Source organism: Pseudoalteromonas sp. BZB3 (assembly GCF_040104455.1).
GTDB lineage: Bacteria > Pseudomonadota > Gammaproteobacteria > Enterobacterales > Alteromonadaceae > Pseudoalteromonas.
Map to the genome: position 1 here is coordinate 20,082 of NZ_JBECOS010000016.1, position 25,604 is coordinate 45,685.

At 41.8% G+C, this 25,604-nt stretch carries 20 protein-coding genes, 5 tRNA genes and 1 pseudogene; 18 read left to right on the plus strand and 8 right to left on the minus strand.

The genetic code is table 11. The annotated features are described in order from the left end of the window. Positions 1-124: 124 nt before the first annotated feature. Positions 125-778, minus strand: coding sequence for a cyclic nucleotide-binding domain-containing protein (locus ABMY35_RS17730; RefSeq protein ID WP_349287422.1), 654 nt, complete (start codon positions 776-778; stop codon positions 125-127). A 174-nt stretch (positions 779-952) separates the two neighbouring features. On the opposite strand from ABMY35_RS17730, the gene ABMY35_RS17735 reads away from it, so the two are divergent. After that, positions 953-1,174 (plus strand): YgjV family protein, encoded by a 222-nt coding sequence (locus ABMY35_RS17735; RefSeq protein ID WP_349287423.1) that lies wholly within the window; start codon positions 953-955, stop codon positions 1,172-1,174. A 72-nt stretch (positions 1,175-1,246) separates the two neighbouring features. Here ABMY35_RS17735 and ABMY35_RS17740 read toward each other — a convergent pair whose 3' ends face one another. Further along, positions 1,247-2,890: an amidohydrolase gene (locus tag ABMY35_RS17740; RefSeq protein WP_349287424.1), complete on the minus strand. Its 1,644-nt coding sequence runs from the start codon at positions 2,888-2,890 to the stop codon at positions 1,247-1,249. 163 nt (positions 2,891-3,053) lie between these two features. On the opposite strand from ABMY35_RS17740, the gene ABMY35_RS17745 reads away from it, so the two are divergent. Continuing rightward, positions 3,054-3,554, plus strand: coding sequence for a DUF1543 domain-containing protein (locus tag ABMY35_RS17745; protein WP_349287425.1), 501 nt, complete (start codon positions 3,054-3,056; stop codon positions 3,552-3,554). 28 nt (positions 3,555-3,582) lie between these two features. Here the strand turns inward: ABMY35_RS17745 and ABMY35_RS17750 are convergent, their stop codons facing one another. Next, the gene (locus tag ABMY35_RS17750; protein WP_349287426.1) at positions 3,583-3,801 is read right to left on the minus strand and encodes a hypothetical protein; all 219 of its coding nucleotides are present in this window, start codon (positions 3,799-3,801) and stop codon (positions 3,583-3,585) included. A 385-nt stretch (positions 3,802-4,186) separates the two neighbouring features. Here ABMY35_RS17750 and proB point away from each other — a divergent pair, with 385 nt between their 5' ends. The 7 genes from proB to ABMY35_RS17785 all read left to right on the plus strand — a co-directional run bounded on the left by proB (position 4,187) and on the right by ABMY35_RS17785 (position 10,988). After that, positions 4,187-5,287: a glutamate 5-kinase gene (gene proB / locus ABMY35_RS17755; protein WP_349287427.1), complete on the plus strand. Its 1,101-nt coding sequence runs from the start codon at positions 4,187-4,189 to the stop codon at positions 5,285-5,287. Positions 5,288-5,351: 64 nt separating this feature from the next. Beyond that, positions 5,352-6,356 carry a GGDEF domain-containing protein gene (locus tag ABMY35_RS17760; protein ID WP_349287428.1) on the plus strand — a complete coding sequence of 335 codons (1,005 nt, stop codon included), beginning with the start codon at positions 5,352-5,354 and terminating at the stop codon, positions 6,354-6,356. Between the two features lie 42 nt (positions 6,357-6,398). Beyond that, the gene (locus ABMY35_RS17765; protein ID WP_349287429.1) at positions 6,399-6,764 is read left to right on the plus strand and encodes a glutaredoxin; all 366 of its coding nucleotides are present in this window, start codon (positions 6,399-6,401) and stop codon (positions 6,762-6,764) included. Positions 6,765-6,845: 81 nt separating this feature from the next. Next, on the plus strand, positions 6,846-8,345 hold the full coding sequence (gltX, locus tag ABMY35_RS17770) for a glutamate--tRNA ligase (RefSeq protein WP_349287534.1): 1,500 nt from the start codon (positions 6,846-6,848) through the stop codon (positions 8,343-8,345). A 419-nt stretch (positions 8,346-8,764) separates the two neighbouring features. Continuing rightward, positions 8,765-9,457 carry a DUF3581 family protein gene (locus tag ABMY35_RS17775; protein ID WP_349287430.1) on the plus strand — a complete coding sequence of 231 codons (693 nt, stop codon included), beginning with the start codon at positions 8,765-8,767 and terminating at the stop codon, positions 9,455-9,457. A 92-nt stretch (positions 9,458-9,549) separates the two neighbouring features. Beyond that, a complete protein-coding gene (locus tag ABMY35_RS17780; protein ID WP_349287431.1) occupies positions 9,550-10,779 on the plus strand; it encodes a DEAD/DEAH box helicase in 1,230 nt (409 codons plus the stop codon). 26 nt (positions 10,780-10,805) lie between these two features. Continuing rightward, on the plus strand, positions 10,806-10,988 hold the full coding sequence (locus ABMY35_RS17785) for a hypothetical protein (RefSeq protein ID WP_349287432.1): 183 nt from the start codon (positions 10,806-10,808) through the stop codon (positions 10,986-10,988). Between the two features lie 92 nt (positions 10,989-11,080). On the opposite strand, the gene ABMY35_RS17790 is transcribed toward ABMY35_RS17785, so the two are convergent. Together ABMY35_RS17790 and ABMY35_RS17795 are read right to left on the minus strand one after the other, a co-directional pair. Beyond that, positions 11,081-12,550, minus strand: a complete 1,470-nt coding sequence (locus tag ABMY35_RS17790) for an Hpt domain-containing protein (protein WP_349287535.1) — start codon at positions 12,548-12,550, stop codon at positions 11,081-11,083. Between the two features lie 21 nt (positions 12,551-12,571). Next, positions 12,572-14,908, minus strand: a pseudogene (locus ABMY35_RS17795) (ATP-binding protein); the annotation flags it as partial. A 315-nt stretch (positions 14,909-15,223) separates the two neighbouring features. Here ABMY35_RS17795 and ABMY35_RS17800 point away from each other — a divergent pair. From ABMY35_RS17800 to glsB, 7 genes are all read left to right on the plus strand, one after another. Then, positions 15,224-15,299: transfer RNA gene (locus tag ABMY35_RS17800), tRNA-Phe, on the plus strand. Between the two features lie 15 nt (positions 15,300-15,314). Then, positions 15,315-15,390 (plus strand) — tRNA-Thr (locus tag ABMY35_RS17805). Positions 15,391-15,423: 33 nt separating this feature from the next. Then, a tRNA-Phe gene (locus tag ABMY35_RS17810) sits at positions 15,424-15,499 on the plus strand. A 15-nt stretch (positions 15,500-15,514) separates the two neighbouring features. Continuing rightward, positions 15,515-15,590, plus strand: a tRNA-Thr gene (locus tag ABMY35_RS17815). 35 nt (positions 15,591-15,625) lie between these two features. Then, positions 15,626-15,701: transfer RNA gene (locus ABMY35_RS17820), tRNA-Phe, on the plus strand. A gap of 222 nt (positions 15,702-15,923) precedes the next feature. Next, complete coding sequence (gene raiA, locus ABMY35_RS17825) at positions 15,924-16,283, plus strand: ribosome-associated translation inhibitor RaiA (protein ID WP_058029027.1); 360 nt, start codon at positions 15,924-15,926, stop codon at positions 16,281-16,283. Between the two features lie 165 nt (positions 16,284-16,448). Beyond that, the gene (gene glsB / locus ABMY35_RS17830; protein WP_349287433.1) at positions 16,449-17,357 is read left to right on the plus strand and encodes a glutaminase B; all 909 of its coding nucleotides are present in this window, start codon (positions 16,449-16,451) and stop codon (positions 17,355-17,357) included. Positions 17,358-17,450: 93 nt separating this feature from the next. Here glsB and ABMY35_RS17835 read toward each other — a convergent pair whose 3' ends face one another. After that, positions 17,451-18,755 carry an inosine/guanosine kinase gene (locus ABMY35_RS17835; RefSeq protein WP_349287434.1) on the minus strand — a complete coding sequence of 435 codons (1,305 nt, stop codon included), beginning with the start codon at positions 18,753-18,755 and terminating at the stop codon, positions 17,451-17,453. 316 nt (positions 18,756-19,071) lie between these two features. On the opposite strand from ABMY35_RS17835, the gene tadA reads away from it, so the two are divergent. After that, entirely contained in the window at positions 19,072-19,581 is a 510-nt protein-coding gene (gene tadA, locus ABMY35_RS17840; protein WP_349287435.1) for a tRNA adenosine(34) deaminase TadA, read from the plus strand. Here tadA and ABMY35_RS17845 read toward each other — a convergent pair. Next, entirely contained in the window at positions 19,569-19,748 is a 180-nt protein-coding gene (locus ABMY35_RS17845; RefSeq protein WP_349287436.1) for a hypothetical protein, read from the minus strand. The two genes, tadA and ABMY35_RS17845, sit on opposite strands and share 13 nt — an antisense overlap. 154 nt (positions 19,749-19,902) lie before the next feature. Further along, positions 19,903-21,273: a membrane-bound lytic murein transglycosylase MltF gene (mltF, locus tag ABMY35_RS17850; RefSeq protein ID WP_349287437.1), complete on the minus strand. Its 1,371-nt coding sequence runs from the start codon at positions 21,271-21,273 to the stop codon at positions 19,903-19,905. Positions 21,274-21,498: 225 nt separating this feature from the next. Here mltF and purL point away from each other — a divergent pair, with 225 nt between their 5' ends. Beyond that, positions 21,499-25,383, plus strand: coding sequence for a phosphoribosylformylglycinamidine synthase (gene purL / locus ABMY35_RS17855; RefSeq protein WP_349287438.1), 3,885 nt, complete (start codon positions 21,499-21,501; stop codon positions 25,381-25,383). Positions 25,384-25,604: the final 221 nt, after the last annotated feature.

Genomic DNA, 25,604 nt, shown 5'->3' on the forward strand with positions numbered 1-25,604 from the left:
TAAAAGTTCATATACAAATTTAGACGCTTAATTTTTTTATTAAAATCAGTCCCTTTTTTTAGGGCTAGCATAAAGCTGTATAACAATTAATTTACTAAGTAAATTTGATGTTTTTAACAGTTTTTCAGCAAGCAAAGCTGTCGACAAAGTCGTCTAAGGCATCAATGTCTACAGGCTTTAATCCATCAGGGGTTCTGATTATTAGACCTTTATCTACTAATTCGGTTACAACACGGCGATAAGCGCGCTCTGTGGTAGCGAATCGTTCTGCTTCAGCGTTTACTGTGCTGTAAGCTCTTAGAAGGGTTGGGTTGCTGTTTTCTGCGCGCATTAAGCAGTCTTTAGCAATGTTGTAGCTAAGCGGAAGTAACAGCTTATCTAAGTTCACTTTTTGGTTTTCAATGAACTTTGCCGCGATGGTTTGTGCGGTGTATAAGCTGAGCTCTGGTTGGTCGAGTAATAGTTGTCGCCAATGTTTAAGCTCAATGAGATTGTATTGCACTTCATTTAAACAGGTAACTGTGTATGTACAAGGGTGATTGTTGAGCGCTTCAATTTCGCCAATTAAGGTATTATTACAGTCAAGCTGACCGAGTAATAATCGTCTACCATTACCTACATCGTAACTAAAAGACACTGTGCCGCTTCTGACCAGAATTAATTTGCTTAATGGTTCATCTTGGTGAATCAGTACATCTTTCTTTGTGTGTACAAAAGTATTACCCGCAAATTGCAGTAATTGTTCAACGAGATTGGCAGAAAAGTGGTATTGGAACATCTAAAAGGCTCTTAGGACAATTGTCCTAGTTAATCACATGTTGCGAAGATAGCATGACTTATGCCTTATGCTAAGTGGTTATTGAGTTTTTACCTTAATTTTTGCAGCCGAGGCATTTCAATAAAATTTGATGTGGCACTTTTTGACTAAGAATGAAATTTGTTGGAGTGAACGATGAGTTGGGAATATTTAGGGTATTTGGCGTCGGTTTTTTTAGTTTTGTCTTTAATGATGACTAACGTAACTAAATTACGTTGGTTAAATTTAACTGGGTGTATTTGCTTCACCATTTATGGCGTGATGATCCAAGCTTGGCCTGTGGCATTTACGAATGCTTTATTAGCGATAGTGAATATTTATCACTTAATTAAGTTAGTAAAAGAGCGCAAGAAATAAACCCTATTACAAAGCTGAGAGGCCTTAGCGTCAACAAAACATGCTAAGGCCATTATTAAAATGCCGCGCTAATTACTTCTTCTCAAAACGTTTTTCACCTGCTATCCAAGTCTGCTCTACGCCAATCTTGAATATTTCATTTTCAGGCACTGTAAAATAATCTCTGTCGATTAAAATAAAGTCTGCCCATTTGCCTTTTTCTAAACTACCTAGCTTATATTCTTGAAATGCAGCATATGCAGCATCCAGTGTGAACGAAGTTAATGCTTGCTCTCGTGAGAGTTTTTCAACATTGCGCCAGCCATTTTCAGGTGTTTGCTGCTTCGACATCCGCGTTACAGCGGAATAAAGTCCGTCGAACGGGTTTGCAAGTTCAACTGGGAAGTCAGAACCAGAGGCAACTTTACTACCTTGCTTGAGGAAAGTTTGCCAAGCGTAAGCACCTTGTAATTGCTCGGAGCTTAGGCGCTTTTCTGCCATATGCATATCAGAGGTAGCATGCACAGGCTGCATAGATGGAATAATATCGAGTTGCTTAAAGCGAGGAATATCATCAGGGTGTACAATTTGTGCATGCTCAATACGGTTACGTAGCAACTTACCGCCGACAGTCTTAAACTGGCTTTCATAGCTGTCTAAAACAATGCGGTTTGCTCTGTCACCAATGGCATGGGTGTGCGCGCTATAACCATGTTTAAAGGTTTTGCTCATTAAGGCTTCGAGTTCAGGTTTATTTTCAAGCATAAGGCCTTTGTGGTTTTTTCTGTCTCTATAATCTTTGATGAGTGCGGCACCGCGGCTTCCAAGTGCGCCATCGGCATAAATTTTTACGCTGCGAATACTTAAAAAATCATTTTGTTTTTTGATGACTCCGGCATCTAGCATGTCATCAAGTTTTGGGCTGCTTGCCGACAGCATGGCATAAATACGAAATGGTAGTTTGTTTTGCTCTGCTAAATCTTGATACAAGCGCCAAGTATCGAAGTCAATGCCTGCGTCGTGTGCTGAGGTAATACCTAAACTAACTAGGTGCTTTGATGCGGCAAATAGGGCGCGTTGCTTTTGTTCAATCGATTGTTTTGGAATATGTTTTAAAACTAAGTTTTCTGCTTTGTCGATGAAGATACCTGAAGGTTTACCTGCAACTTGAATTATTTCACCGCCATCAGGTGATTGCGTTGCTTGGGAAATCCCAGCTAGTTGCATGGCTTTACTGTTGACCCAAATAGCGTGGCCGTCAACGCGAGTGAGCACAACCGGTCTGTCGCTAACATACTTATCTAAATCGGCAGCAGTTGGAAAGGTTTTGTTATCCCACAAGGTTTGATCCCAGCCTCGGCCAACTAACCACTTATCTGGATTGCTTTTAGCATAGGTTTGCAGCTTTTTTCCTGCAGCTTCTGCAGAAGGAATACCCCTTAAATCGAGCCTTTGAAGATTGTTACCCAGACCTATTATGTGTCCATGAGCGTCAATCAATCCTGGCAGTAAGGTTTTACCTTCTCCATCAATAGCCTTAGCTTGAGGAAATTGTTTGATTGTATCTTTGTCACCATATTTAACGACTTTACCATCTTTAAATACGAGGGTAGAAAAGCGTTCAATTTTACCATCAAGTGTCGGTGTGTAGCCGTTAACGTTATGAATTAAGGTTGTGTGTGCTGTGCTGACAGCACTAAAGCACATACCTATGATGAGCGTGAGAGGTTTTATCATTATCTTTCTTCTTATATGTTGATTTCAGTTTTTGAGTAATAGCGAAGAATATTTAATTCCATCGTGTTCGTTATATCAAGCGTATTAAAGTCTTACATCATTATTGCGGTAAGCGGCTTCTCTTGTCACTATAATTATATGTACATAGTTTTTAAGGAACGTAATGCATCTATTTATGGTTTATTTGGGTGGCCGAATAGCGGGCTGTCATATTGAAATGCACGATATACGCTTTGTGATAGGTGAAAATATAGAAGCGTGTTTTGATAAGTTAAAAGCACAGTGGGTGGGTGATAAAAACAAAGTGCATATGGACAGCTATCTGGCAGTAAAATATGTCGATGGCCATGAAATCACCCTCAGTGAAACGCCGTCATTACAAAGAGAAAAGTTATTCTTTGTGAATATGGGCGCGTATCGAGCAGATAGTTTAGCCGAGCAACATGAGTTTATGCTGTGTGTGGCTGTAAGTTCTGAAGAGGCAAAACAAAAAGCGAAATCTAAACTGTTACAGGGCATGTCGCACCGACATAAAGATGACTTGTACGATGTTGATGATTGCTTTGCAGTTGACTTATTCGATACGGGTTACAATATTCATCTTACCCCAAGCGAGAAAACCCAACAGCTCTCACCTGATTGGTTTGGTTATCATGTTTTATAAATAATCTCGTAGAGCAAGCAATTCCAAGTTAGTCGTCTTGCTCTTTTTCTTCTGCTTTAAAAGCCATTCTGATGGCTATGATCACAACCGCAAACATCACAAATGGCAGTGCAGCTAAACTATATTCAATGACATGGCTATCTTGATAGTTGGGTTGCAAAATAAAATGACCGCCAACACAAAGCAAAATGCTGATAAAAAGCAGTGGCAGCATCATTAGTTCTTTTTTCTTTGAATGTTTCTTCATATTTACTATTTCACTTGAATTCAATCGCTTTGCGCTGTTTGGCTATTGTGCAAGTACTTAAAAAAGTCGCTTTGATCTTAAAAATAAAGGTTAAATAAAAAGCGGTAATTACCTGCGGTTTTTAATACCAATACTCAATAATACTTAATCATTTTGAGGGACTAAAACTGACGTTAGCTTCGTTGAAAATTTCTTACTTAGAACAACTAAATAGCGATATTTTCGCCTCGCTTCCGACAAGTTTTCCTCGCCTCAAAATAGAACACTTAATTAAGAGGATTGGTATAAGCTATGCGCATATTAGCATTGACTGTGAAATGAATAAATTTAACTTGTGCAAAAAACTGGCTCTGATATAACCAAAGAGGCATTCATTGGGGGAGTTATGAACAAAAAATTGGTTGTGGTAAAGCTGGGAACAAGTGTGTTGACAGCAGGCAAGTTGCATTTAAATAAACCAAGAATGGTTGATATTGTGCGACAGTGTATTGAGCTAAGAGAAAACGGCTATAAAGTGGTTATCGTATCGAGCGGTGCTGTTGCCGCTGGGCGCAGCCAACTTCCCACACCCATAGGCAGCTCAGTCAGTGAAAAGCAAATGCTCGCTGCAATTGGTCAAGGTCAACTTATTAATCAGTGGCAGTCGCTGTTTGCTCTATATGATGTGCCCGTTGCACAAATGCTATTAACGCGCGCCGATGTTGAACACAGAGAACGATACCTGACCGCGAAAGATACCTTAACGCAGATTTTAAAGCATGCTGTCGTTCCTATTTTTAATGAGAACGATGCAGTGGCAACGGCAGAAATTAAAGTTGGCGATAACGATAATTTATCAGCGTTGGTGGCGATTTTAGCCAATGCCGACAAGCTTATTTTACTCACCGACCAAGTTGGGTTATTTACCGCAGATCCGCGCTCTAACCCAGACGCCGAGTTGATCACACAAATCAGTGAAATTGACGATAACGTCAAATCTTTAGCGGGTGACTCTGGTACCTCACTCGGTACTGGCGGTATGGCGACAAAGTTACAAGCCGCGCAAATTGCGCAGCGTGCAGGTATTGAGACCATTATTGCAAAAGGCTCGGAGACGAATATCTTAGTCGATGTGTTAAATAGCGAAGCGCCCAGCACGCGAGTATTAAAGTTCGATGCACCACTTGAAGGTCGTAAAAAATGGCTGCTCAGTGGTCCAAAGTCCACAGGTACGATTATCTGTGATTTAGGTGCGGTAGAGGCATTAACGTGCCAAGGGGCAAGTTTATTAGCCAAGGGAATTACTTCAATAAAAGGTGATTTTACTCGAGGTGATTTAGTCTCTTTAAGTGATGACCATGGCAACGTGTTTGCAAAAGGGTTATGTGCGTTCGATAACCAAGAGCTTGAGAAGATTAAAGGGCTGCACAGTCAAAATATTGCAGAGCAATTGGGTTTTGCACTGTCTAATGTTGTGATCCATAGAGATGATCTAGTGATTTTATAAATTTTTTGGGTGTTTTTAGCTAGGCAATCTACACTCTAAAAAAGCACCTAAATTCAATATTTTCATGCAAACATCAAACTGTGGCTACGGATTAGTAAAACAACTGGTCTCTCAAAAAAAAGAATCGGACTTAAAGCTTTGCTTTAGTCTGATCTTACAAGAGCTGCTTAGTGATAGATTTGATGCTTATTTTTTTAGTAAAAAGTGTTGTCACGTTAAGGCGCAGATTGAATTTCAGTTTACCGTCCATGCGTCAGGTGTGATCCGTCAGGAAGAGTGCAATACACTATTAAATTTATTTAAGAGTGTGCTGCAAGATTTACCCGAACACATCAAGTTATTAAAGCAGCCTTCAAGAACTTTCTTCTTCGCGAAAACTGACATTCAACCTTTGGGTGGGTTGATTGTCACCAATAAAGTCAATAACCCCGGTAGTGTTATTCTCTCTGATAAAGAGGAAGGGTTGATACTCCATTTATTGGATGTGTACTTTTTGCAACTGAAGTTGCTTCATAATAGTGCGATAGATCCATTATCTCAATTACTTAATAGGCAGAGCTTTGAACAACAACTTACTGACATTATGCACATTGAGAACTGTATGCAAACCAAGAAAACTGACCCAGAGAATAGTTGGTTTTTAGCCATGTTAGATATTGACCACTTTAAAAAGGTCAATGACACCTATGGGCATGTAATTGGAGATGAAGTGATTGTGTTGGTATCGCAATTACTCAAATCGCACTTTCGGTTTGATGATCTACTTTTCCGTTATGGCGGCGAAGAGTTTGCGATTTTATTTTCAACAGAACATGCTGAGTTAGCATGGAAAGTTCTAGATAGAGCAAGAGAGTTAGTGGCAAATACTCGCTTTCCACAAGTGAACCATGTCACTATGAGTGCTGGTTTTATTCAGGTAGGGGATGATTTTCAGTTATCTGAATTAGTGAATAAGGCCGACAAAGCACTTTATTATTCAAAAGAAAATGGTCGAAACCAAGTCACTAATTATCAACAACTCAATTTGGAACCACAAGTGATTACTGACTGCGATATTGAATTGTTTTAATTTGTGATACACTCCGCGGAATTTTTAAGCGTTGGAGTTATTATGAAATTTGTCCGTTGGTTTTTAGGCCGTATCATTCTTCTTTTAAACTTTATTTTCACGCCTAGAAGTAAAAAACGTGAAGCACAGGCGCAGCAACAGCTTGATGCAAAAACGAAGAGCTTTAAGCTTTATCAATTTGAAGCATGTCCTTTCTGCGTAAAAGTACGTCGTGCTATCAAACGAGAAGGCTTAAAAGTGGAAACTCGCGATGCAAAAAATAACGAAACTTATCGTCAAGAGCTTGCTGAGCAGGGTGGTAAAGTGAAAGTGCCATGTTTGCGTATTGAAGAGCAGGGCAAGGTGACTTGGATGTATGAATCAAGTGACATAGTTGCGTTTTTGCAAGGCTTAGATAAAGCTGCTTAAAAAACTCAAAATACTAGGTAATTTTTTGTCGAATAATGGCGGGTGTGCTAGCATACCCCCCATTATTTTATTTTCTTATCAATTTATAGAAATCACACAACTATTCCTACTCCTGTAGCTCCCTCACCAACCGGTGATCCGCACTTAGGCACAGCTTATATTGCCCTTTTCAATTACTGTTTTGCTAAGCAACAAGGCGGTGAGTTTGTTCTTCGTATTGAAGATACAGACCAAGTGCGTAGCACGCCTGAATCAGAGCAAGCGATCATGGATAGCCTGCGTTGGTTAGGCCTAAACTGGGATCACGGTCCTGATGTGGGCGGTGAGTTCGGCCCATACCGCCAGTCTGAGCGCAGCGATTTATACAAGCAATTTGCGCAGCAATTAGTTGACGAAGGTAAAGCGTTTTATTGTTTCGCGACCGCTGAAGAACTTGATGAAATGCGTGAACAACAAATGGCCGAAGGTCTTCGTCCTAAATACGATGGTCGCGGTTTGTTGTTAAGCGAAGACGAGATCAAAGCAAACCTTGAAGCGGGTAAACCTTACGTTATCCGTATGAAGATCCCAACAGAAGGTAGCTTCAAGTTTAACGATTACTTACGTGGTGAGATTGAGATCCCGTGGGAAAACGTAGACATGCAAGTGCTTTTAAAAGCAGATGGTTTCCCAACTTATTTCTTAGCGAATGTTGTTGACGATCACCATATGCAGATCAGTCATATTTTCCGTGGTGAAGAGTGGATCAACTCAGCGCCTAAACTATTAAAGTTATATGAAGACTTCGGTTGGGAAGCACCTGTACTAGGTCACTTACCACTACTTCGTAACCCTGATAAATCTAAGCTGTCAAAGCGTAAGAATCCGACGTCAATTAACTACTATAAAGAAATGGGCTTCCTACCAGAAGCACTGCTTAACTACTTAGGCCGTATGGGGTGGTCAATGCCAGATGAGCGTGAAAAGTTCACCCTTGCTGAAATGATCGAACACTTCGACATGAAGCGTGTATCGCTTGGCGGTCCAATTTTTGATATCGACAAACTAAACTGGTTAAACGGTCTTTGGATCCGCGAAAACTTATCTGATGAAGAGCTTATTCAGCGCTTTGTTGATTGGAAGTTCAACGGTGAGACGTTATCTCGTATTTTACCTCAAGCTAAAACGCGTATTAACAAGCTGTCAGATTTAGTTGACCTAGCAGGTCACTTTGTGGGTGGTATTCCAGAATACGACCCTACGCTATTAACTGCGGGTAAAGCAGACGAAGACGTTGTGCGTCAGGCATTACAGTTCTTTATCTGGGAACTTGAAGCGCTACGTAGCTGGACAAAAGATGAGATCTTCGCAATTGCAAAAGCAGTAGCAACGCACCACGAATTAAAAATCAAAGACTTCTTAGAGCCAATCTTTGTAGCTATCACAGGTAAAACATCTTCAACGTCGGTTGTAGATGCAATGGAAATTTTAGGTTCTGACCTGTCTCGTGCACGTTTACGTGTGGCACTTGAGCACATTGGTGTGTCTAAAAAGCAAGCTAAGAAATTAGAAAAAGCATATCGCGACTATCCAAAAGCGTAAGTGAGGGCGTGTTGACCTTTGCTGTGTGTTTTTGCAGCAGTGAGTTGGATGTTTAGGCAAGGCAAGAAGCTACGAAGCATAGTTGTTCTATGTAAGTTAGCCGATAACGCTGAATAAATGTCCAACTCGCGCTGCTCGAAGAGTTCAACTAAAGGCTTCCACTACTTTGTCATTCGCCACTTACATAACTAGTTATGCTGCGCAGCTCATTTCGCGTATTGAAAGCCTTTGATTTGAACAAAATTCATATCTCAAAGATAAACACGCCCTAGTATTCTGATTTATAAAAACTTAAAGGCCACTTTATTTCAAAGTGGCTTTTTTATTGGTGCTTTTTTATCAATTTCACAACAGATACGACCTCTCTAACATTTTATTCTGCTACTATAGCCCGTCCTTAAAGTTGTGGAACTAGATGTATGTTAACGCCTTACTACCAACAAGATGCTGAATTTGTCACGATCACACGTGAGCAGGGTAGCCAATTCGCTAAAAAAATAGCAGATGACTTTAACCCATTGCATGATGCTGATGCGAAGAAGTTTTGTGTGCCAGGTGATTTATTATTTTCACTGGTATTATCGCGCTATGGTGTAAGTGAGAACATGTACTTCAAATTTGAAGGCATGGTTGACGAAACGTCACAACTTCAGTTTCCTGAAGCGGCAGATGAGTTTGCAGTAACATCAAACGAGAAAGTGATGTTATCGGTTAAACGTGAAGGTGAAACAAGCCAATGCCCAACGTTAATTGAAAGCTTAACGAAAAATTACGTGGCTTTCTCAGGCACAACTTTCCCGCATATGATAGTGCCTGTGATGGGTGAAAAAGAGGTGATGATCAATCCTGCACGCCCTATGGTAATTTACGAGTCAATGGCGATTCATTTTGATGATATCAATGTAAAGTCGGTGGAACTAGAAACAGATACACCTGAGTTCGAATACGAAGGTAAACGCGGTAAAATCATTCTTAAATTTAACTTCATCAGTGAAGGAAAAAAAGTCGGTCGTGGTGAAAAGCATATGCTAGTGTCTGGTATTAAAGCCTATGACCAACAGGCAATCGACGACTTGATTGCATATTACAATGAGCGCAAAGCAACGCTTTAAAGTAATAATATAATAAACAATACCACCACAAAGCGCGCCTCAGGTGCGTTTTTGTTATACTGCACACAGTTTATTTATTCGCAGTGATACTTATGTCTTTCTCCTCCTTTTCTTTGGCACCGGCCATTCATTCTGCTCTTGAAACACTCGGGTTCGAAGCCCCAACTGATATTCAATCGCAGACTATTCCACTTGCACTTACTGGCAAAGACATCATCGCGACTGCACAGACTGGTACAGGAAAAACGGCGGCATTTATGTTACCGATCCTGAACAATCTGTTGCGCGATGACACACAGCTTGGTCAAGTTAGGTCACTGGTTTTGGCGCCAACGCGAGAGCTTGCGCAACAAGTTGCAGAGAATACTCAGCAATATGCAGCCAATACTGATTTAAAAGTGGTGTGTCTGTATGGTGGAGCAAATATAGGTCCTCAAGAGAAACGATTGAAGGCAGGCGTGGATATTATTATCGCAACGCCTGGGCGTTTACTCGATCATTTAATTAAAGGCACTTTGTCACTCAGCCAACTTGAACATTTGGTATTTGATGAAGCCGATAGAATGCTAGATATGGGCTTTATTGGTGAGATAAAACGCATTATGCGTCATGTACCAGACTCACGACAAACCATGCTCTTTTCTGCAACCTTAGATGAAAGTGTTGAGAAGCTGGCTAGCCGTTGGTTATCCGATCCTAAGCGTGTAGGCATAGAGCAGCAAAACACAACCGTTGAGGCGATTGAGCAAATTTTTTATGCCATTGATGAAGAGAAGAAAGCTGCTGTCATTGCTTATTTAATTGGTAAGAATAACTGGCAGCAAGTACTGGTGTTTACTCGCACTAAAGCGCAAGCTGACAGTCTTGTGAAGGAGCTAATCAAAGATGGTTTGCCGAGCAGTGCAATTCATGGCGATAAATCACAAGGCGCTCGAGATAAAGGGTTAACTCAGTTTAAAGAGGGCAAGGTACGTGTGCTTGTTGCCACTGACGTTGCGGCGCGTGGTATCGACATCAGCACATTAGATTACGTGATTAATGCACAGCTACCTTATGTGGCAGAAGATTATATTCACCGAATTGGACGCACGGGTCGAGCAGGGCGCTCGGGTAAGGCTATTAGCTTAGTCAGCCAAGATGAACAGTGGCTACTTGAAGAACTTGAAGTGTTATTAGATGAGCGACTAACCCCACAATGGCTAAGTGGTTTTGAACCTGACTTGACCCGAGAGGTCAAAGATAACCGTAAGAATACCAATAAAGCACGTAAAGACAGAGATAAAAAACGTGTACTTGGGCAGCGTCAACGCAGAAGAAGATAGCCTAACGAAGTAAAACAGGAGTTTTTATGAATGTACTGATTATAATTGGCAGTTTAGTTATCAGCTTATTGATTTTGATCCCACTGTTAGAGCGTTATCAGGAGAGTTTAGGGCTACACAAGATGCAAAAATATAGTAAGTATATTTTGCCTTTAGTGATGGTGTCTTTGGTGATCAAATTGGTTTATATGCTTTGGCATGGAAGTTAACCTAAATTTTGCTCAGTTAAAGCTAATTACAATAAAACAGCCACAAAAAAGCCCGCAGTTTAAAACTAGCGGGCTTTTTTATACCTAGCGTCTTACTCTGATCGTTGCTTGATGAAGTCTTGCATGAACATCATCGCATCGGTGTAGTAATCGTCTAATCTATCTCTGAAACTAATTAGCTCATCAATGTTTAATTCGCGGTCTTTACATGCCTGCTCGAATTGAATCGCGATTTCAGCCACTTGCATTGCCCCCACGGTCTTTGAAATTGATTTGAGCTGGTGACAGTCTGAGATGATCTTGTCTTGTTCGCGCGTCATGACATTGGCAAAAATATCACGGATTAACTCACTACTTTGTTCAAGGTACATTCTGAAGAAACGCAGTTTTTTCGCTTCATCGTGATTGACGTATTTATCGAACATATCAATATCGACAACAGCGAGTGTTGAAATATCGACTTGCGACTCTTCAATACTTTCTTCAGTAAGTAAATCATCTTCGGTAGTAGCCTCAATCACAGTCTTAACTTCGCTAGATTCTGGCTCTATAGCTTTTACTTCATTAGAAGTGTCAACCTCTATCGTATCTTCAATTAGCACTTTAATTTCAGGCACCGCATGCTCTTGAGTACTTGCTGGGTTAAGTGCATCTTGCGAAGTCCCTTCTGGTGCTAAACCAAAGCTTGGTGTTGGAATAGTATTATCTGAAACCTGAGCTGCAGGTTTTGCTTCCCAAGTAGATTCTAAAGAAATAGCACTTAGAGAGCCGGTTAAAGCGCTTGCCTGAGAAGGAATTGCAGAACCAACCTGTTCAGTTTCTTCAGTTTCTTCAGTTTCTTCAGTTTCTTCAGTTTCTTCAGTTTCTTCAGTTTCTTCAGTTAAAGTATCTGTTATCGCAGTTTCTGTTTTATCTTCAGAAGAGGCTGAAGCAGTTTCATCAATATCATTGAGATTTTGCCAATCAATATTGTCTTGGTTGTCTACTTCAATATTATCGATATTGATCTCATGCTCAAATTCATCAACTTGTGCGTTGCTGGCATGATCTTTCCACTCTAAATCACTGTCACTTTCAGCAAATTGGCTCAGGTTTAAAGTCTCTTCAGGTGGAGTGTATGAAGAAGGTGTAGATGATGTTTCTTCTTGCCATTCTAGATTATCGGCTTCTTGGGACTGTAATGATAAATCAAGATCATAACTATCTTCATAAGTAGTTGTAGATTTTGTCTCTTCTATCTCAGGCCCTTGCCACGATAAGTCATCATTATCTGTTTCGGTTAAAGCATCGATATCTATAGTATGAACATCATCATCTATTGCAGCTTGCGATTGCTTAGTTTGTTCTTCAGACTTGTTTAAATCAGAGTCAAAAGCTGTACTTACATCAGGTATATCTGTTTTAGATGTCTCAGCTTTTGGCTCATGATCAACTACGTTTTCAACTTGCGTGGTTTCATTCTTTGCATGTTGAGTGCTAGAAGTAGAAAGTTCGTTTGATGTTTCTTTATTTTCAACAGGTGAAGTTGAGTCATCATCGCTACTTTCTTGCGAAGCTGACATCTGAATATGTTTTTCAGGCTGCCACTTTGCAAGTGTCGCCTCTAACACATTTAATTCAATAGGTTTGGTAATGTAGTCATTCATACCCGTTGCAATACAACGCTCTTTCTCACCTTTTAAAGCGTTAGCTGTGACAGCGATAATGTAAGGTTGAGCTTTTATATCATCGCATTTCTCTGCCTCTCCGCGTATTGCTTTAACCATGTCATACCCTGACATCTTCGGCATATGTAAATCGGTCAGGATGATCGGATAGTGGTTTTTCTTCCACATTGCTAACCCTTCTTCCCCATTTTCAGCGACTTCAACGCCATAGCCAAGTAAGTGGAGTTGGTCAGTCAATACTTGTTGGTTTAACACATTATCTTCAGCTAATAGTACAAGCTTATTCTCAGCGCGAGCTTTATCGACATTTAAGAAGTTATTGAAAGAGGTCGCTTTCTTTAATTGCTTCGGCTTATGTAAACCAGCAGCAACCATTACAGATGTCATAAAGCTGCTTTTACATAATGGTGCCGCATTCAAATAGAAAATATTGGCATGATTTAGAGCAGACTCGTCCATGGTGCTTAATACAATAACTTGCTGCTTATTTTGCTCTAGAGAATAAAGCAGAGAGCGTAATTGGTCATTTACAGGCGCCATGCCATCTAAACCATCAAGCACCCAAATTAAATTTGGTGTGTGCTGGAATTCTTCAGCCTCATCAATTGAGTCAATGGCGTAAGTATTCGCACCCATAAATGAAAGGTAACGACACAGAATTGCTTTACGAGCGGGGTTATCAGTGAGCACAACAACAGGTCTTTGCGCTAGCACGGCTTTATTTGCATATTCAACTTTGCCGTCGGTACTAAATGGTAATTCGACCACGAATTCACTGCCCATCCCCAAATCACTGGTGACATTAATTGAGCCCAGCATGAGCTCAATAAGGCTTTTACAAATGGAAAGGCCTAATCCGGTACCACCATATTCACGGGTGATCGAGTTTTCAGCTTGAATAAACGGATTAAAAATTTCACGCAACTGCAGTTGCGTCATGCCTTTACCGTTATCTGTCACAGAGAACCTTAAGGTGTAATGCTCAGACGTATTTTGTGCAACTTCTACTGCGACTTTTACAAAGCCTTGTCGGTTTTCGTCTGTGGTTGTGAATTTTATGGCATTACTACACAGGTTATATAAAACCTGACGAACACGAATATTGTCGCCAATTAAGTTTCTAGGAATATCTGGGGCGATTGCCAGTTGTAAGTCGAGTTTACGTTTTTTAGCCACAGAAGATAAAACGCGTGCCACTTCTTCAATGGTATCGGTAACAGAAAAAGCGGTGTTATCTATTTGTAGCTTGCCGGCTTCAATTTTAGAGAAGTCTAGAATATCGTCCAAAATACCCAGCAAAGAGAAAGCTGAATCACGAATGATGGTACTGAGGCGGTGTTGTGCACCATCTAAGTCTGTTTGGCGTAACAAATCAATTGTACCAATAACACCATTCATCGGTGTTCTAATTTCATGACTCATGGTAGCTAAGAAGGTCGTTTTGGCTTCGTTGGCGCGTTCGGCGTTCATAGTTGCCTTTTCGAGTGCCAGTGTTCGAGCTTGTACTTCAGTTTCTAAGCTAGTTTGAAGTTGCTTGAGCTCTTTTTCAGAAGTTTGATTATTGTCTATCGAAGTCTGCACTTGTTGTAGTAAATCATTAATAGATTGAGCTACTTCGTCAAAACCAAATCCTAAGTTGCTATCAATGAACCTTTTATAATCTTGCTCTTCTGATACTTTCTTAAGCTCTGATTTCAGCTTTTGCTTGTCAGTCGCAAGTTGTTGAGCGAGGCGGCGCTGTGCAAAAAGTGCAAAACCGAACGCTAATAATACAGCCAGTGCAAATAAGCCATATGCGATATTGCTTGTGTTGCTGCTAGTTTTTACTTTGTGCTGGATAACCAATTCGCCAACATACTGCCCATCAAGCTTTAAAGGTTGATGAACAGTTAGCGTGTTGCCAACTTTAAATTGCTTCACTTGTGAAATTGGTGCAATTGCAGTTTCGTTACTTTGGAAGATGAGAGAGGGCTCTGCCATACCCGTCATACTATATAAATAATATTGGGTATTAGGATCTGCCTCTGAAATACCAGCCAGTAACTTCTTAACCTGACTGAACCCTTGTTTCATCATAGTATTTGCAAGTGGTTCAGAAAGCTGTTGTGCTTGATTGGCAAAATCAATTTGTGGTGCTTGTTGTGATTTAGGAAGAAAGTACGCGGCTGCAGCACAAATAGAGCCAACAGTTAATATACTTGTTAGCACCAGAGGTAAAAAGCCTGATAGTTTTATATTCTCAGAGTTTGGCATTGATAAGGTCCGATTTAACTGCTCTAGAATTTGATTATTATTGGTTTATTTAGTATCCAATCGTAACATTGTCTTGTTATTAAAGCTCGCCGTTTTTAAGCATTTTCCATTCAGCCTTTAAGTATGGTTATTTCTTTTTAGTGACGTACTTTTGAGCAATTAAGGCACTGTTTGTACAAACTTTGCTATTGGTGGTTGAAAACTAAGCAAGCAAACGTTGCTTTTAAAAAAAGGGTTGACTTGAAGGGGCAAAACTCGTTTAATACGCCGCACGCCCAGACGGTTACCAAGTTTAATCGTTTAGGTAGTGTGTTTGCCCAGATAGCTCAGTCGGTAGAGCAGAGGATTGAAAATCCTCGTGTCGGTGGTTCGATTCCGCCTCTGGGCACCACTTATTTTAGGTGTTGCCGACTTAGCTCAGTTGGTAGAGCAACTGACTTGTAATCAGTAGGTCATCCGTTCGACTCGGATAGTCGGCACCATTCCTTATGCTAGGAATTAAAACTAAGCAAATTGCCCAGATAGCTCAGTCGGTAGAGCAGAGGATTGAAAATCCTCGTGTCGGTGGTTCGATTCCGCCTCTGGGCACCACTTATTTTCGGTGTTGCCGACTTAGCTCAGTTGGTAGAGCAACTGACTTGTAATCAGTAGGTCATCCGTTCGACTCGGATAGTCGGCACCATTTTCTCGCTAAGAAGTAAAACTAGCAAATATTTAGCCCAGATAGCTCAGTCGGTAGAGCAGAGGATTGAAAATCCTCGTGTCGGTGGTTCGATTCCGCCTCTGGGCACCATAATTGAAAAGCCTCGCAGTAGCGAGGCTTTTTCATTTCTAGCAAAATAAACCTCAGTCAACTCAAAACCATAGAAAGATGTTTTCTTTTTAGGCACTTGCAATGTGGCGCTGATCTGAATCAAATGGCATTCTTATTAAAATAAAATTTCTATTTTTTTGCTTGTGAAATCCAATTTTGCCCTCAATACTGTAGTTGAGGTAAACAAAAAAAGGATACCCTATGAAAATAAATCTTTCTGGTCATCACGTAGATGTAACCGACGCAGTAAAACAGCATGTCCAAGAAAAGTTTGCCAAAATCGCAACGCATTTTCCTTCATTGATAGCCTTAGACATCATCATTAGCAAAGAGCACAACCAGTTTTATACTGAAATTAGCACTAACTATGAAGGCGCACGCGTAGCGGTAAAAGGAGAAGGTGAAGTTATGTATCCGGCAATTGCAAATGCCGCGAAAAAACTAGATGCAGCCCTAAAGCATAGAAAAGGTCAATTAAAAGCAGATAGGCATGAAAAACCAGTGAGTACCACACCACCTATCGCCCACGAAATTATTCAAGAGATGAATTTAAGCCAATAAGTTTATTGCAAGTACTACGGAACAAGCCCGATTTATCGGGCTTGTTCCGTTTATAAGTAAAATCAGTTTTTTGTATTTGATTAATATTGTTAGTTACGAATATCGACTGGTTTTTTGGCGGCTTAACTTCGGCTATATTGTGAAAAAAATTATGGTCTTTATTTAGTGCTTGATTATCAAACTTTATTAGAAAAAACATGCCTGTATGTTGAGCCATTCTCTCACCAGGGGGAAGTCGCGACCTATATTCCTGCGCTTGCCGAGCAAAAGAAAGGTCAGTTTGCAATTGCGTTGCAAACCACTGATGGAAAAGTATATTCGGCAGGAGGTGTCAGTAATAAATTTACTGTGCAATCAGTGTCAAAGGCGCTCACTTTAACTATGGCATTACAGCGTTATGGGGATGAGTTGTGGCAGCGTGTTGGTAAAGAACCATCTGGAACCGCTTTTAACTCACTAACTCAGCTTGAGTTCGAGCAAGGTAAACCAAGAAACCCTTTTATTAATGCCGGTGCAATCGTTACAGCAGACGCACTTTATTCTCGTTTGAGCGCGCCTATTCATGCTGTTCTAGAGAAGTTTAGAGCACAATCAGGTAACAGTAATGTTGTGATCAATCGTATTGTGGCTAATTCTGAATATCAGCATAGGTATCGCAATGCTGCTATGGCTTATTTAATGAAGTCTTTCGGGAACTTTGATAATGACGTCGAAAAAGTGCTTTGGAGCTACTTTAATTACTGCGCCGTAGAGGTGAACGTGGTTGAACTTGCTAAGACGTTTTCTTATTTGAGTAATAAAGGTGTTTGTTTGCAAAGTGGTGAGCAAGTGTTATCGGCTAAGCAAACGAAACAACTCAATTCTTTATTATTTACCAGTGGTCTTTATGACGCAGCCGGCGACTTTGCTTATCGTGTTGGTATGCCGGGGAAATCAGGCGTGTCAGGCACTATTATTGCCGTGTTACCGGGGCAGTTTACAGCTGCTGTATGGTCTCCTGGCCTAGACAGTTTTGGCAATTCGGTCGCAGGTATTGCTGCATTGGAATATCTTGCTGAGCATGTTAACCATTAGAATTTACTTAATAATTAATACGCAATGATATATACAATAAAGCCGACAAATTAGTCGGCTTTATAAGTTTTAATTGTTTTGATGCAACTTTGATTATTGTTCCCAATACGCCTGTTCTAATGAATCTTCGCGTTCTGGTAACCCTCTTGATAAACGAGGAGAGTGCTGTACTAATACTTCATAGCTTGCACGGTTCGCATACTTACTGATCTGAGCTAATGATGAGTAAGTAATCGCTGTATGCTCGTGTTTTGCTGAATTTGGCACATTCATTTTATGGTATTCGTTGGCTGATAAATCGTGCAATACCGCAGCTAACGCACAATCGCCCGCGCCATTGGTATTTTTAATTGAATCAGGGCCACCCATATAAGGTGCCGTATGTGCATAAACTTTAATTGGGTTAACACATGTGTCTTTACGCATAGATCGCGAAAATTCATATTGGTTGAATTCAGCGATTGCACCAGGCAATAGCGGGTATTCTGTTTCACGTTTGAATTCATCATCAACGTAACCGGCCATGACGAGGCCTTTCGGGCCTGCGGTACAGATAACAAGATCAACCCAATCAAGCGCTTTGTCAGCAGCCAATAGCGGATCGCTGAAGCCTGTGATTGCCTCACCTTCTTCTTCGTTCATCGCTAAAATGTCGACATGCTTTTCAACAAACTCAGCCCACCATTTAGGGTCTTGCTCGATTAAAAATTTGGTGCCGAGTGACAAAACAACCGGAACGTTGGCCTCATTGGCGTATTTAACCGCTTGAAGTGTTGCCTCTGTCATCGTCTCATCACCAGATGTGCGCATTAGGTAGGCGCTAATCACCAGTGCTGAAGCATTTGCAATAAGTTGCTCTGGAATTGACTCTGGCTTTAAGTGATTCATTAAGCCTGGGCTGATCGCGAATGTACGCTCCCCGGTATCGTCAATTAATGTGAAGCAGCGACCAATAGGGCCGTCAACTGGTTGCAAATAATCCAGATCGACTCGGCTAGAGGTATTACATAAAAACTTGTATGCGTAGCTACCAATCTTTATGTTTTCACTCATTACACCAAGTAGTACTGAGCGATCGTCGGCTAACACCGAGTAATTGTGCATGGTATTACCTATGGTGCCACCTGCAAATTCATAATCGATCATATTTTCGCGTTTAAGACGGTCATATAACGCGTTTGTCACCTCACTTTCGATGACTTGTGACATGCCTCGTTGTAGGCCAAATTCATCAAGGAATGCTTGATCAACTTTGGCTTCGATATCGACAACGATTTGGTCTATGCCGCAAATGTAACTGCGCTTAAGCCCATCTTCACTACTGATTTGGTCTAGTAGTGGGTCTTTATCTTCCACCGGAAAATAATGTTTATGCCTGCGGCGTCCCGGAAATTTCATGTTTTACCCGTGTGTGTGTATACCCAAACTTACTCAAGCTCGCCTTTGGAGCGCGTCTTCAGCCATATTTCTTCGGCAAAGAACTTGCAAAGGACCAGTCATTACACATCGTCCTTTTCTTTGAACTGAAAACAGAACGCCATGCTCTGAGTCATTTATCTTGAGATTGTTCGGGTATAATAGCTCAAGAAATAAAAAAAGCGGCGAATTATAGCCTAAATGCGGGAGCTTGAGCCATGCCAAATCGACAAATATTGCAATTAAATGTGGTATATTTGCGCCTAAACTTTCTAAATAGTAGCAGTAACAGACACTAATGACAGAATTCGAGCAAGATCAATACTGGATGCAAAAAGCGCTTGAGTATGCTGATAAAGCTGAGCAGCAGAATGAAATACCTGTTGGAGCCGTATTAGTTAAAGACGGAGAGCTAGTAGGCGCTGGTTGGAATCAGTCAATTTGTAATCATGACCCCTCAGCGCATGCTGAGATGATGGCAGTGCGGGAAGCTGGTAAGAAAATCGAGAATTATCGTCTGATTGATTGCACTTTATATGTCACCCTTGAGCCTTGTCCTATGTGTGCTGGTTTACTTGTTCACAGTCGAATCAAGCGCCTAGTGTATGGCGCAGCGGATGCAAAAACAGGTTCTGCTGGTTCTATTATGAATATTGTCAAAGAGCCTAAATTGAATCATCAGTTAGAGGTGACTTCGGGCGTGATGGCTGAGCAGTGTGCAGAAAGATTATCAACGTTTTTTCGTCGACGCAGAAAAGAAATTAAAGAAGCGAAAAGGTTGGCAAAACAAGCAGCTCAAGAAGACTGAGCTGCTGATTCTTTTTTTTCTGCCATTTCGTCCATTTGCATAATGGCGAACGACTTTCTTCGATTTAGCACCTTCTTGTGCGAAATTTTAGTCATAACACGTCTGCGATTTGGAGAAGTTTGCGCTGTGTTACGTTTAAATTGGTGAGTACGACGTCTTTTAAGCATCGACACCTCCTAGTTGTGAGAGATTAAACCATACCAGTATATTTGGTACTTACATCAATCAATATAATTCGCTAATTACACTGATTGATACTACGATTGGCAGAATTACAGGGAATGATTGCAAATATGTGACAAATAGACCTTCAAGGCCATTTTATTTACTTTTAGAAGCGAGTGCGCCATTTTCATCTAACCAAACTAACGCATCATAATATCGGCGGATGTTATCAACGTATTGAACAGCCACATCCCCGCGTGCATATCCATATCGTGTTTTCCGATAGTAGCGCTTTTTTATCAACAGTGGTAGCCGTTTTTTTACATCAGCCCATCGGCTTGGATCGCCACCTTGTTGCTCTGTAATTTTCCGCGCGTCATTAACATGACCCCAACCCACATTATAAGACGCCATCGCGAACCAAACATTATCAGGATATAGTACGGACTTGGGGACACGTTTGATCAGTTTGCGCAGATAAATAGCACCCCCTTTGATATTTTGCTCAGGTTTAAGGCGGTTTTTTACACCGACTTGTTTTGCTGTTGGCTGCGTGAGCATCATGATGCCACGCACTCCAGTTGGGGATTTGGCACGTGGTTTCCACATGGATTCTTGATAGCTCAACGCAGCTAATAATCGCCAGTCTAATTTGTTTTGTTCCGAATACTTTTCAAACCATACTTGGTATTTTGGCAGTACCTTTTTTGTAGCTTCGACAAAGGCGAGGGTGTTTACATAGTTAAATGTTTCCACATGACCAAAGTACTTTTCTTCAAGCTCTGCTAATTTTCCATTATGATTTACTTTGTCAAAGAAAGGCATCAGTAGTGCGTAAAGTGAGTCATCGGGGTCTTTGCGCATTATCCAACTGATTGAGTCTTGTTTTGTGACCGAAAAAGCAATACTCACTTCTGGGTGGTAGCGGCGAAAAAGGGCAAGAGAGTGCGAGTCAGCAATCGTGTAGCTGATTTTTTCGTCAATGATGTTTTGTAGTAACTCTTCTTCATCCACATCATCAACAACGTGTATTTCTATATTAGGATATATTTTTTTCGCTTCATGTAAGCTAATTAAGTGATTAGACCCTGCTAAAACTGTGATAGGGCCTTCAAGCTCAGCAAAGCTTCTAGGTCGCCTTGGACCCTGTTTATAAACTAGCTTTTGACTGATAGCCCGGTAGCTTGGGCCAAAGCGATAATGCTCGCCACGTTGTGGGTGGTAACTGAGTCCGGCGGCAATAAAATCTAAATCACCACTGTCTAAGCGTTGAAAAAGTTCAGGTAGGCTGTAAAACGGCACGATATTGAGTTTGACGCTAAGAGAGTCTGCAAACGCTTGTGTTAACTCATATTCAAACCCTTGCTCGCCTTGCTGTGCCTGATAAAAATTAGCAGGTCCTGCCAGAGTACCTACTTTTAATTCACGCTTTTGTTGCACGCGCTCAAGCTGTGTCATAGGCGGTTTATCACATCCGACTAAAACCCACATAAAAATGATGAGTGTAAGCAATGGTTTTAACTGCATGAAGACCAAGCGTGAGATTATTAATAAAACTAAACTATCAAAGTTCTGAGTAGATGCAAAATGAGAAATCTAACACTATGAAGTAAAAGTGTTTTTTAGCTCTATTAAAGAACCTAACACGATTTTTGGCAGTTTTATAATTTTACAGTTAAAACTAGCCATGAATTCGACTATAATAGCGGCCCTAAATATCGTTCAATCCTTAACCCCCGGATGAAATTACCTATGTTGATTTTACGTGGTGCGCCAGCACTTTCTGATTTCAAAGTACAAAAAATCCTTAAAACTTGCGCTGATGCGAACTTACCAGTAACAGGTATTTACGCTGAGTTTATGCATTTTGCAGACTTAACTGCAGAGCTAAGTGACTCTGAATTAGACAAGCTAAATAAATTGCTTAAGTACGGCCCAACTATTGCCGAACACGAGCCTCAAGGTGCACTTATTCTAGTGACGCCGCGTATTGGTACCATTTCTCCGTGGGCATCAAAAGCAACTGATATTGCTAACAACTGTGGTTTAGGCAAAGTTCACCGTGTTGAGCGTGGTATTGCTTACTACGTTGAAGGTGATTTATCTGCAGAGCAATTAAATGACGTTGCTAAGCTAGTACATGACCGTATGACAGAGTCTGTGCACAACAGCCTTGAAGATGCAGGTCAGTTATTCCGCGTTGAAGAGCCGCGCCCAATGTCATCTGTAGACATTCTTGGTGGTGGCCGAGAAGCACTTGTGACTGCAAACGTAGAGCAAGGTTTTGCACTAGCGGATGACGAAATTGACTACCTAGTTGAAAACTTCACAAAACTAGGTCGTAACCCGAACGACATCGAGCTATTTATGTTCGCACAGGCGAACTCAGAGCACTGTCGTCACAAAATTTTCAACGCTGATTGGACAATCGACGGTGAGGCGCAGCCTAAATCGCTGTTCAAAATGATTAAGAATACTTACGAAACGCACCCAGAAAACGTACTGTCTGCTTATAAAGATAACGCAGCGGTAATGAAGGGTTCTAAAGCGGGTCGTTTCTTCCCGAATGTCGATGGTGAGTACAGCTATAATCAAGAAAACATTGAAATCTTGATGAAGGTTGAAACCCACAACCACCCAACTGCGATTGCACCATTCTCAGGCGCATCAACAGGCTCAGGTGGTGAAATTCGTGACGAAGGTGCAACTGGCCGTGGTTCTAAGCCAAAAGCAGGTCTAGTTGGTTTTACTGTATCTAACCTTCGTATTCCTGGTTTTGAACAGCCGTGGGAAACAAACTTCGGCAAGCCTGGTCGTATCGTTGATGCACTAGACATCATGATCGATGGCCCTCTTGGTGGCGCAGCGTTCAACAACGAATTTGGTCGTCCTAACCTACTTGGTTATTTCCGTACTTACGAAGAAAAAGTTAACAGCCACAATGGTGAAGAGGTACGTGGTTACCACAAGCCAATTATGCTTGCAGGTGGTCTTGGTAACATCCGTACTGAGCATGTTCAAAAGGGTGAAATTCCAGTAGGTGCTAAGCTAGTTGCCCTTGGTGGCCCAGCGATGAACATCGGTCTGGGTGGTGGTGCTGCATCATCAATGGCGTCTGGTCAGTCAAACGAAGACTTAGACTTTGCGTCTGTACAGCGTGAAAACCCAGAGATGGAGCGTCGTTGTCAGGAAGTGATCGACAAATGTTGGCAGCTAGGTGACGAAAACCCAATCGCGTTTATCCACGATGTGGGCGCAGGTGGTCTTTCAAACGCATTCCCAGAGCTTGTAGACGACGGTGGCCGTGGTGGTAAATTCCAACTACGTAATATCCCGAACGATGAGCCGGGCATGGCACCACATGAAATTTGGTGTAACGAATCTCAAGAGCGTTACGTTCTTGCTGTAGCGGCAGAAGACTTCACACGTTTTGAAGAGATCTGTAAGCGTGAGCGCGCACAGTACGCTGTAATAGGTGAAGCAACTGAAGAGCGTCACTTAACCGTTGCAGATAGCCACTTTGATAACAACCCAGTAGATCTTCCACTTGAAGTACTACTTGGTAAAGCACCTAAGATGCACCGTGACGTTGAGTCAAAGCAAGTCTCTGGTGAAGCGCTTAAAACAGATAGCATCGATATAGAGGAAGCCGCTAAGCGTTTACTGCGTCTACCAACGATTGCTGAGAAAACATTCCTTATTACCATTGGTGACCGTACGGTAACAGGCTTAGTGGCACGTGACCAAATGGTAGGCCCTTGGCAGGTACCAGTAGCAAACTGTGCTGTAACGGCAGCTGCATTTGACACTTTCCACGGTGAAGCGATGTCAATGGGTGAACGTACACCTGCAGCACTTCTAAACTATGGTGCATCAGCACGTTTAGCAGTAGCAGAAGCATTAACGAACATTGCTGGCGCAAACATCGGTGGTCTTGAGAACATCAAGCTATCAGCAAACTGGATGGCAGCAGCAGGTCACCCAGGTGAAGACGCAGGTCTTTATGAAGCAGTAAAAGCTGTAGGTGAAGAGTTATGTCCAGCACTTGGTTTAACTATCCCAGTTGGTAAAGACTCAATGTCAATGAAGACAACATGGCAAGACGAGGGTGAAGACAAAGCGGTTACAGCACCACTTTCTCTAGTAATCACTGCATTTGGCCGTGTAGAAGACATTCGTAAAACAGTAACGCCTCAGCTTCGTACAGATAAAGGTGATTCAAGCCTAATCCTAGTTGACTTAGGTGCCGGTCAAAATCGTATGGGTGCATCAAGCCTTGCACAGGTTTACAAGCAGCTTGGTGATAAGACGCCTGACGTAGATAGCCCAGAACTATTAAAAGGCTTCTATGAAGCGATGCAATCACTTGTAGCTGATGAGAAGCTACTTGCTTACCATGACCGTTCAGACGGTGGTTTATTCACAACGGTAGCTGAAATGGCATTTGCTGGTCGCACAGGTGTGACAGTAAACCTTGATAGCCTAACAGGTTCAGACATCGAAGCACTTTATAACGAAGAGCTAGGTGCAGTGATTCAGGTTCGCAATGACGACCTTGCAGCAGTTGAAGCTGTGTTAGCTGATAACGGTCTTGCGGCAATCAGCCATACTATCGGTACGCTAAACGCAGAAGACAAAGTTATCTTCAACCGTGGTGGTGAAGCAGTTCTAGCAAATACTCGAACTGAACTACGTACTATTTGGGCTGAAACAACTTACAAGATGCAAGCACTTCGTGATAACCCTGAGTGTGCTAAGCAAGAGTTTGATGCGAAATTTGACGAAAAAGATCCAGGTCTTAACGTAAAACTAAGCTTCGACCTAAACGAAGACGTAGCTGCACCTTACATTGCAACAGGTGCTAAGCCTAAGATGGCAATCCTACGTGAGCAAGGTGTTAACTCACACGTTGAAATGGCAGCCGCGTTTAACCGTGCAGGCTTTGCAGCAGTAGACGTACACATGAGTGACATCCTTGAAGGTCGCCTAACGCTAGAAGAGTTCAAAGGTCTTGTCGCATGTGGTGGTTTCTCATACGGTGACGTACTAGGTGCTGGTGAAGGTTGGGCTAAGTCAATCCTATTTAATGACATGGCACGCGATCAGTTCCAAACGTTCTTTGAGCGTCAAGACACGTTCAGCTTAGGTGTGTGTAACGGCTGTCAGATGCTATCAACTCTGAAAGAGCTTATCCCAGGCACTGAGCACTGGCCACGTTTTGTAACTAACAAGTCAGAGCGTTTTGAAGCACGTTTCAGCCTTGTTGAAGTGCAAGAAAGCCCGTCAGTATTCTTCCAAGGCATGGCTGGCTCTCGTATGCCTATCGCGGTATCTCACGGTGAAGGTCATGCTGAGTTTGCAAATGACGCAGCAGTGAAAGCAGCGCTTGAGTCTGGCACAGTTGCAGTTCAGTATGTTGATAACTTTGGTAACCCAACTACGCAATACCCGAACAACCCGAATGGTTCACCAGAAGGTATTACAGGTATTACATCAACGGATGGTCGTGCAACAGTAATGATGCCACACCCAGAGCGTGTATTCCGTGCTGTAGCTAACTCTTGGCACCCAGATGAGTGGAAAGAGGACAGCCCATGGATGCGCATGTTCCGCAATGCTAGAAAGAACGTGGGGTAAAACACGACCGAAACGAAGTTTCGCAGCGTGTTTTACGCGAGTCATGGATGACGAGCTGGGCCGCAGCTTCAGGACGAATTAGTCTGCACTGCCTCAACTTGATTTAATTGAAAGGTCGCGAAAGCGGCCTTTTTTATTGTTTTAAGAAAGCTAACTCTTGGCAGCGATACCCAAAAGAAGAATGGAAAGAGCACAGCCCATGGATGAGAATGTTCCGCAAT

Excerpts from the sequence above, each read along its gene's own strand:
- ABMY35_RS17735 (WP_349287423.1), top strand. The coding sequence starts at position 953 with ATGAGTTGGGAATATTTAGGGTATTTGGCGTCGGTTTTTTTAGTTTTG.
- ABMY35_RS17835 (WP_349287434.1), bottom strand. The coding sequence starts at position 18,755 with ATGAAATTTCCGGGACGCCGCAGGCATAAACATTATTTTCCGGTGGAA.
- mltF (WP_349287437.1), bottom strand. The coding sequence starts at position 21,273 with ATGCAGTTAAAACCATTGCTTACACTCATCATTTTTATGTGGGTTTTA.
- ABMY35_RS17745 (WP_349287425.1), top strand. The coding sequence starts at position 3,054 with ATGCATCTATTTATGGTTTATTTGGGTGGCCGAATAGCGGGCTGTCAT.
- purL (WP_349287438.1), top strand. The coding sequence starts at position 21,499 with ATGTTGATTTTACGTGGTGCGCCAGCACTTTCTGATTTCAAAGTACAA.
- ABMY35_RS17780 (WP_349287431.1), top strand. The coding sequence starts at position 9,550 with ATGTCTTTCTCCTCCTTTTCTTTGGCACCGGCCATTCATTCTGCTCTT.
- ABMY35_RS17775 (WP_349287430.1), top strand. The coding sequence starts at position 8,765 with ATGTTAACGCCTTACTACCAACAAGATGCTGAATTTGTCACGATCACA.
- ABMY35_RS17785 (WP_349287432.1), top strand. The coding sequence starts at position 10,806 with ATGAATGTACTGATTATAATTGGCAGTTTAGTTATCAGCTTATTGATT.
- ABMY35_RS17790 (WP_349287535.1), bottom strand. The coding sequence starts at position 12,550 with ATGTCAGCTTCGCAAGAAAGTAGCGATGATGACTCAACTTCACCTGTT.
- proB (WP_349287427.1), top strand. The coding sequence starts at position 4,187 with ATGAACAAAAAATTGGTTGTGGTAAAGCTGGGAACAAGTGTGTTGACA.
- ABMY35_RS17740 (WP_349287424.1), bottom strand. The coding sequence starts at position 2,890 with ATGATAAAACCTCTCACGCTCATCATAGGTATGTGCTTTAGTGCTGTC.
- tadA (WP_349287435.1), top strand. The coding sequence starts at position 19,072 with ATGACAGAATTCGAGCAAGATCAATACTGGATGCAAAAAGCGCTTGAG.
- ABMY35_RS17750 (WP_349287426.1), bottom strand. The coding sequence starts at position 3,801 with ATGAAGAAACATTCAAAGAAAAAAGAACTAATGATGCTGCCACTGCTT.
- raiA (WP_058029027.1), top strand. The coding sequence starts at position 15,924 with ATGAAAATAAATCTTTCTGGTCATCACGTAGATGTAACCGACGCAGTA.
- ABMY35_RS17845 (WP_349287436.1), bottom strand. The coding sequence starts at position 19,748 with ATGCTTAAAAGACGTCGTACTCACCAATTTAAACGTAACACAGCGCAA.
- ABMY35_RS17730 (WP_349287422.1), bottom strand. The coding sequence starts at position 778 with ATGTTCCAATACCACTTTTCTGCCAATCTCGTTGAACAATTACTGCAA.
- ABMY35_RS17760 (WP_349287428.1), top strand. The coding sequence starts at position 5,352 with ATGCAAACATCAAACTGTGGCTACGGATTAGTAAAACAACTGGTCTCT.
- ABMY35_RS17765 (WP_349287429.1), top strand. The coding sequence starts at position 6,399 with ATGAAATTTGTCCGTTGGTTTTTAGGCCGTATCATTCTTCTTTTAAAC.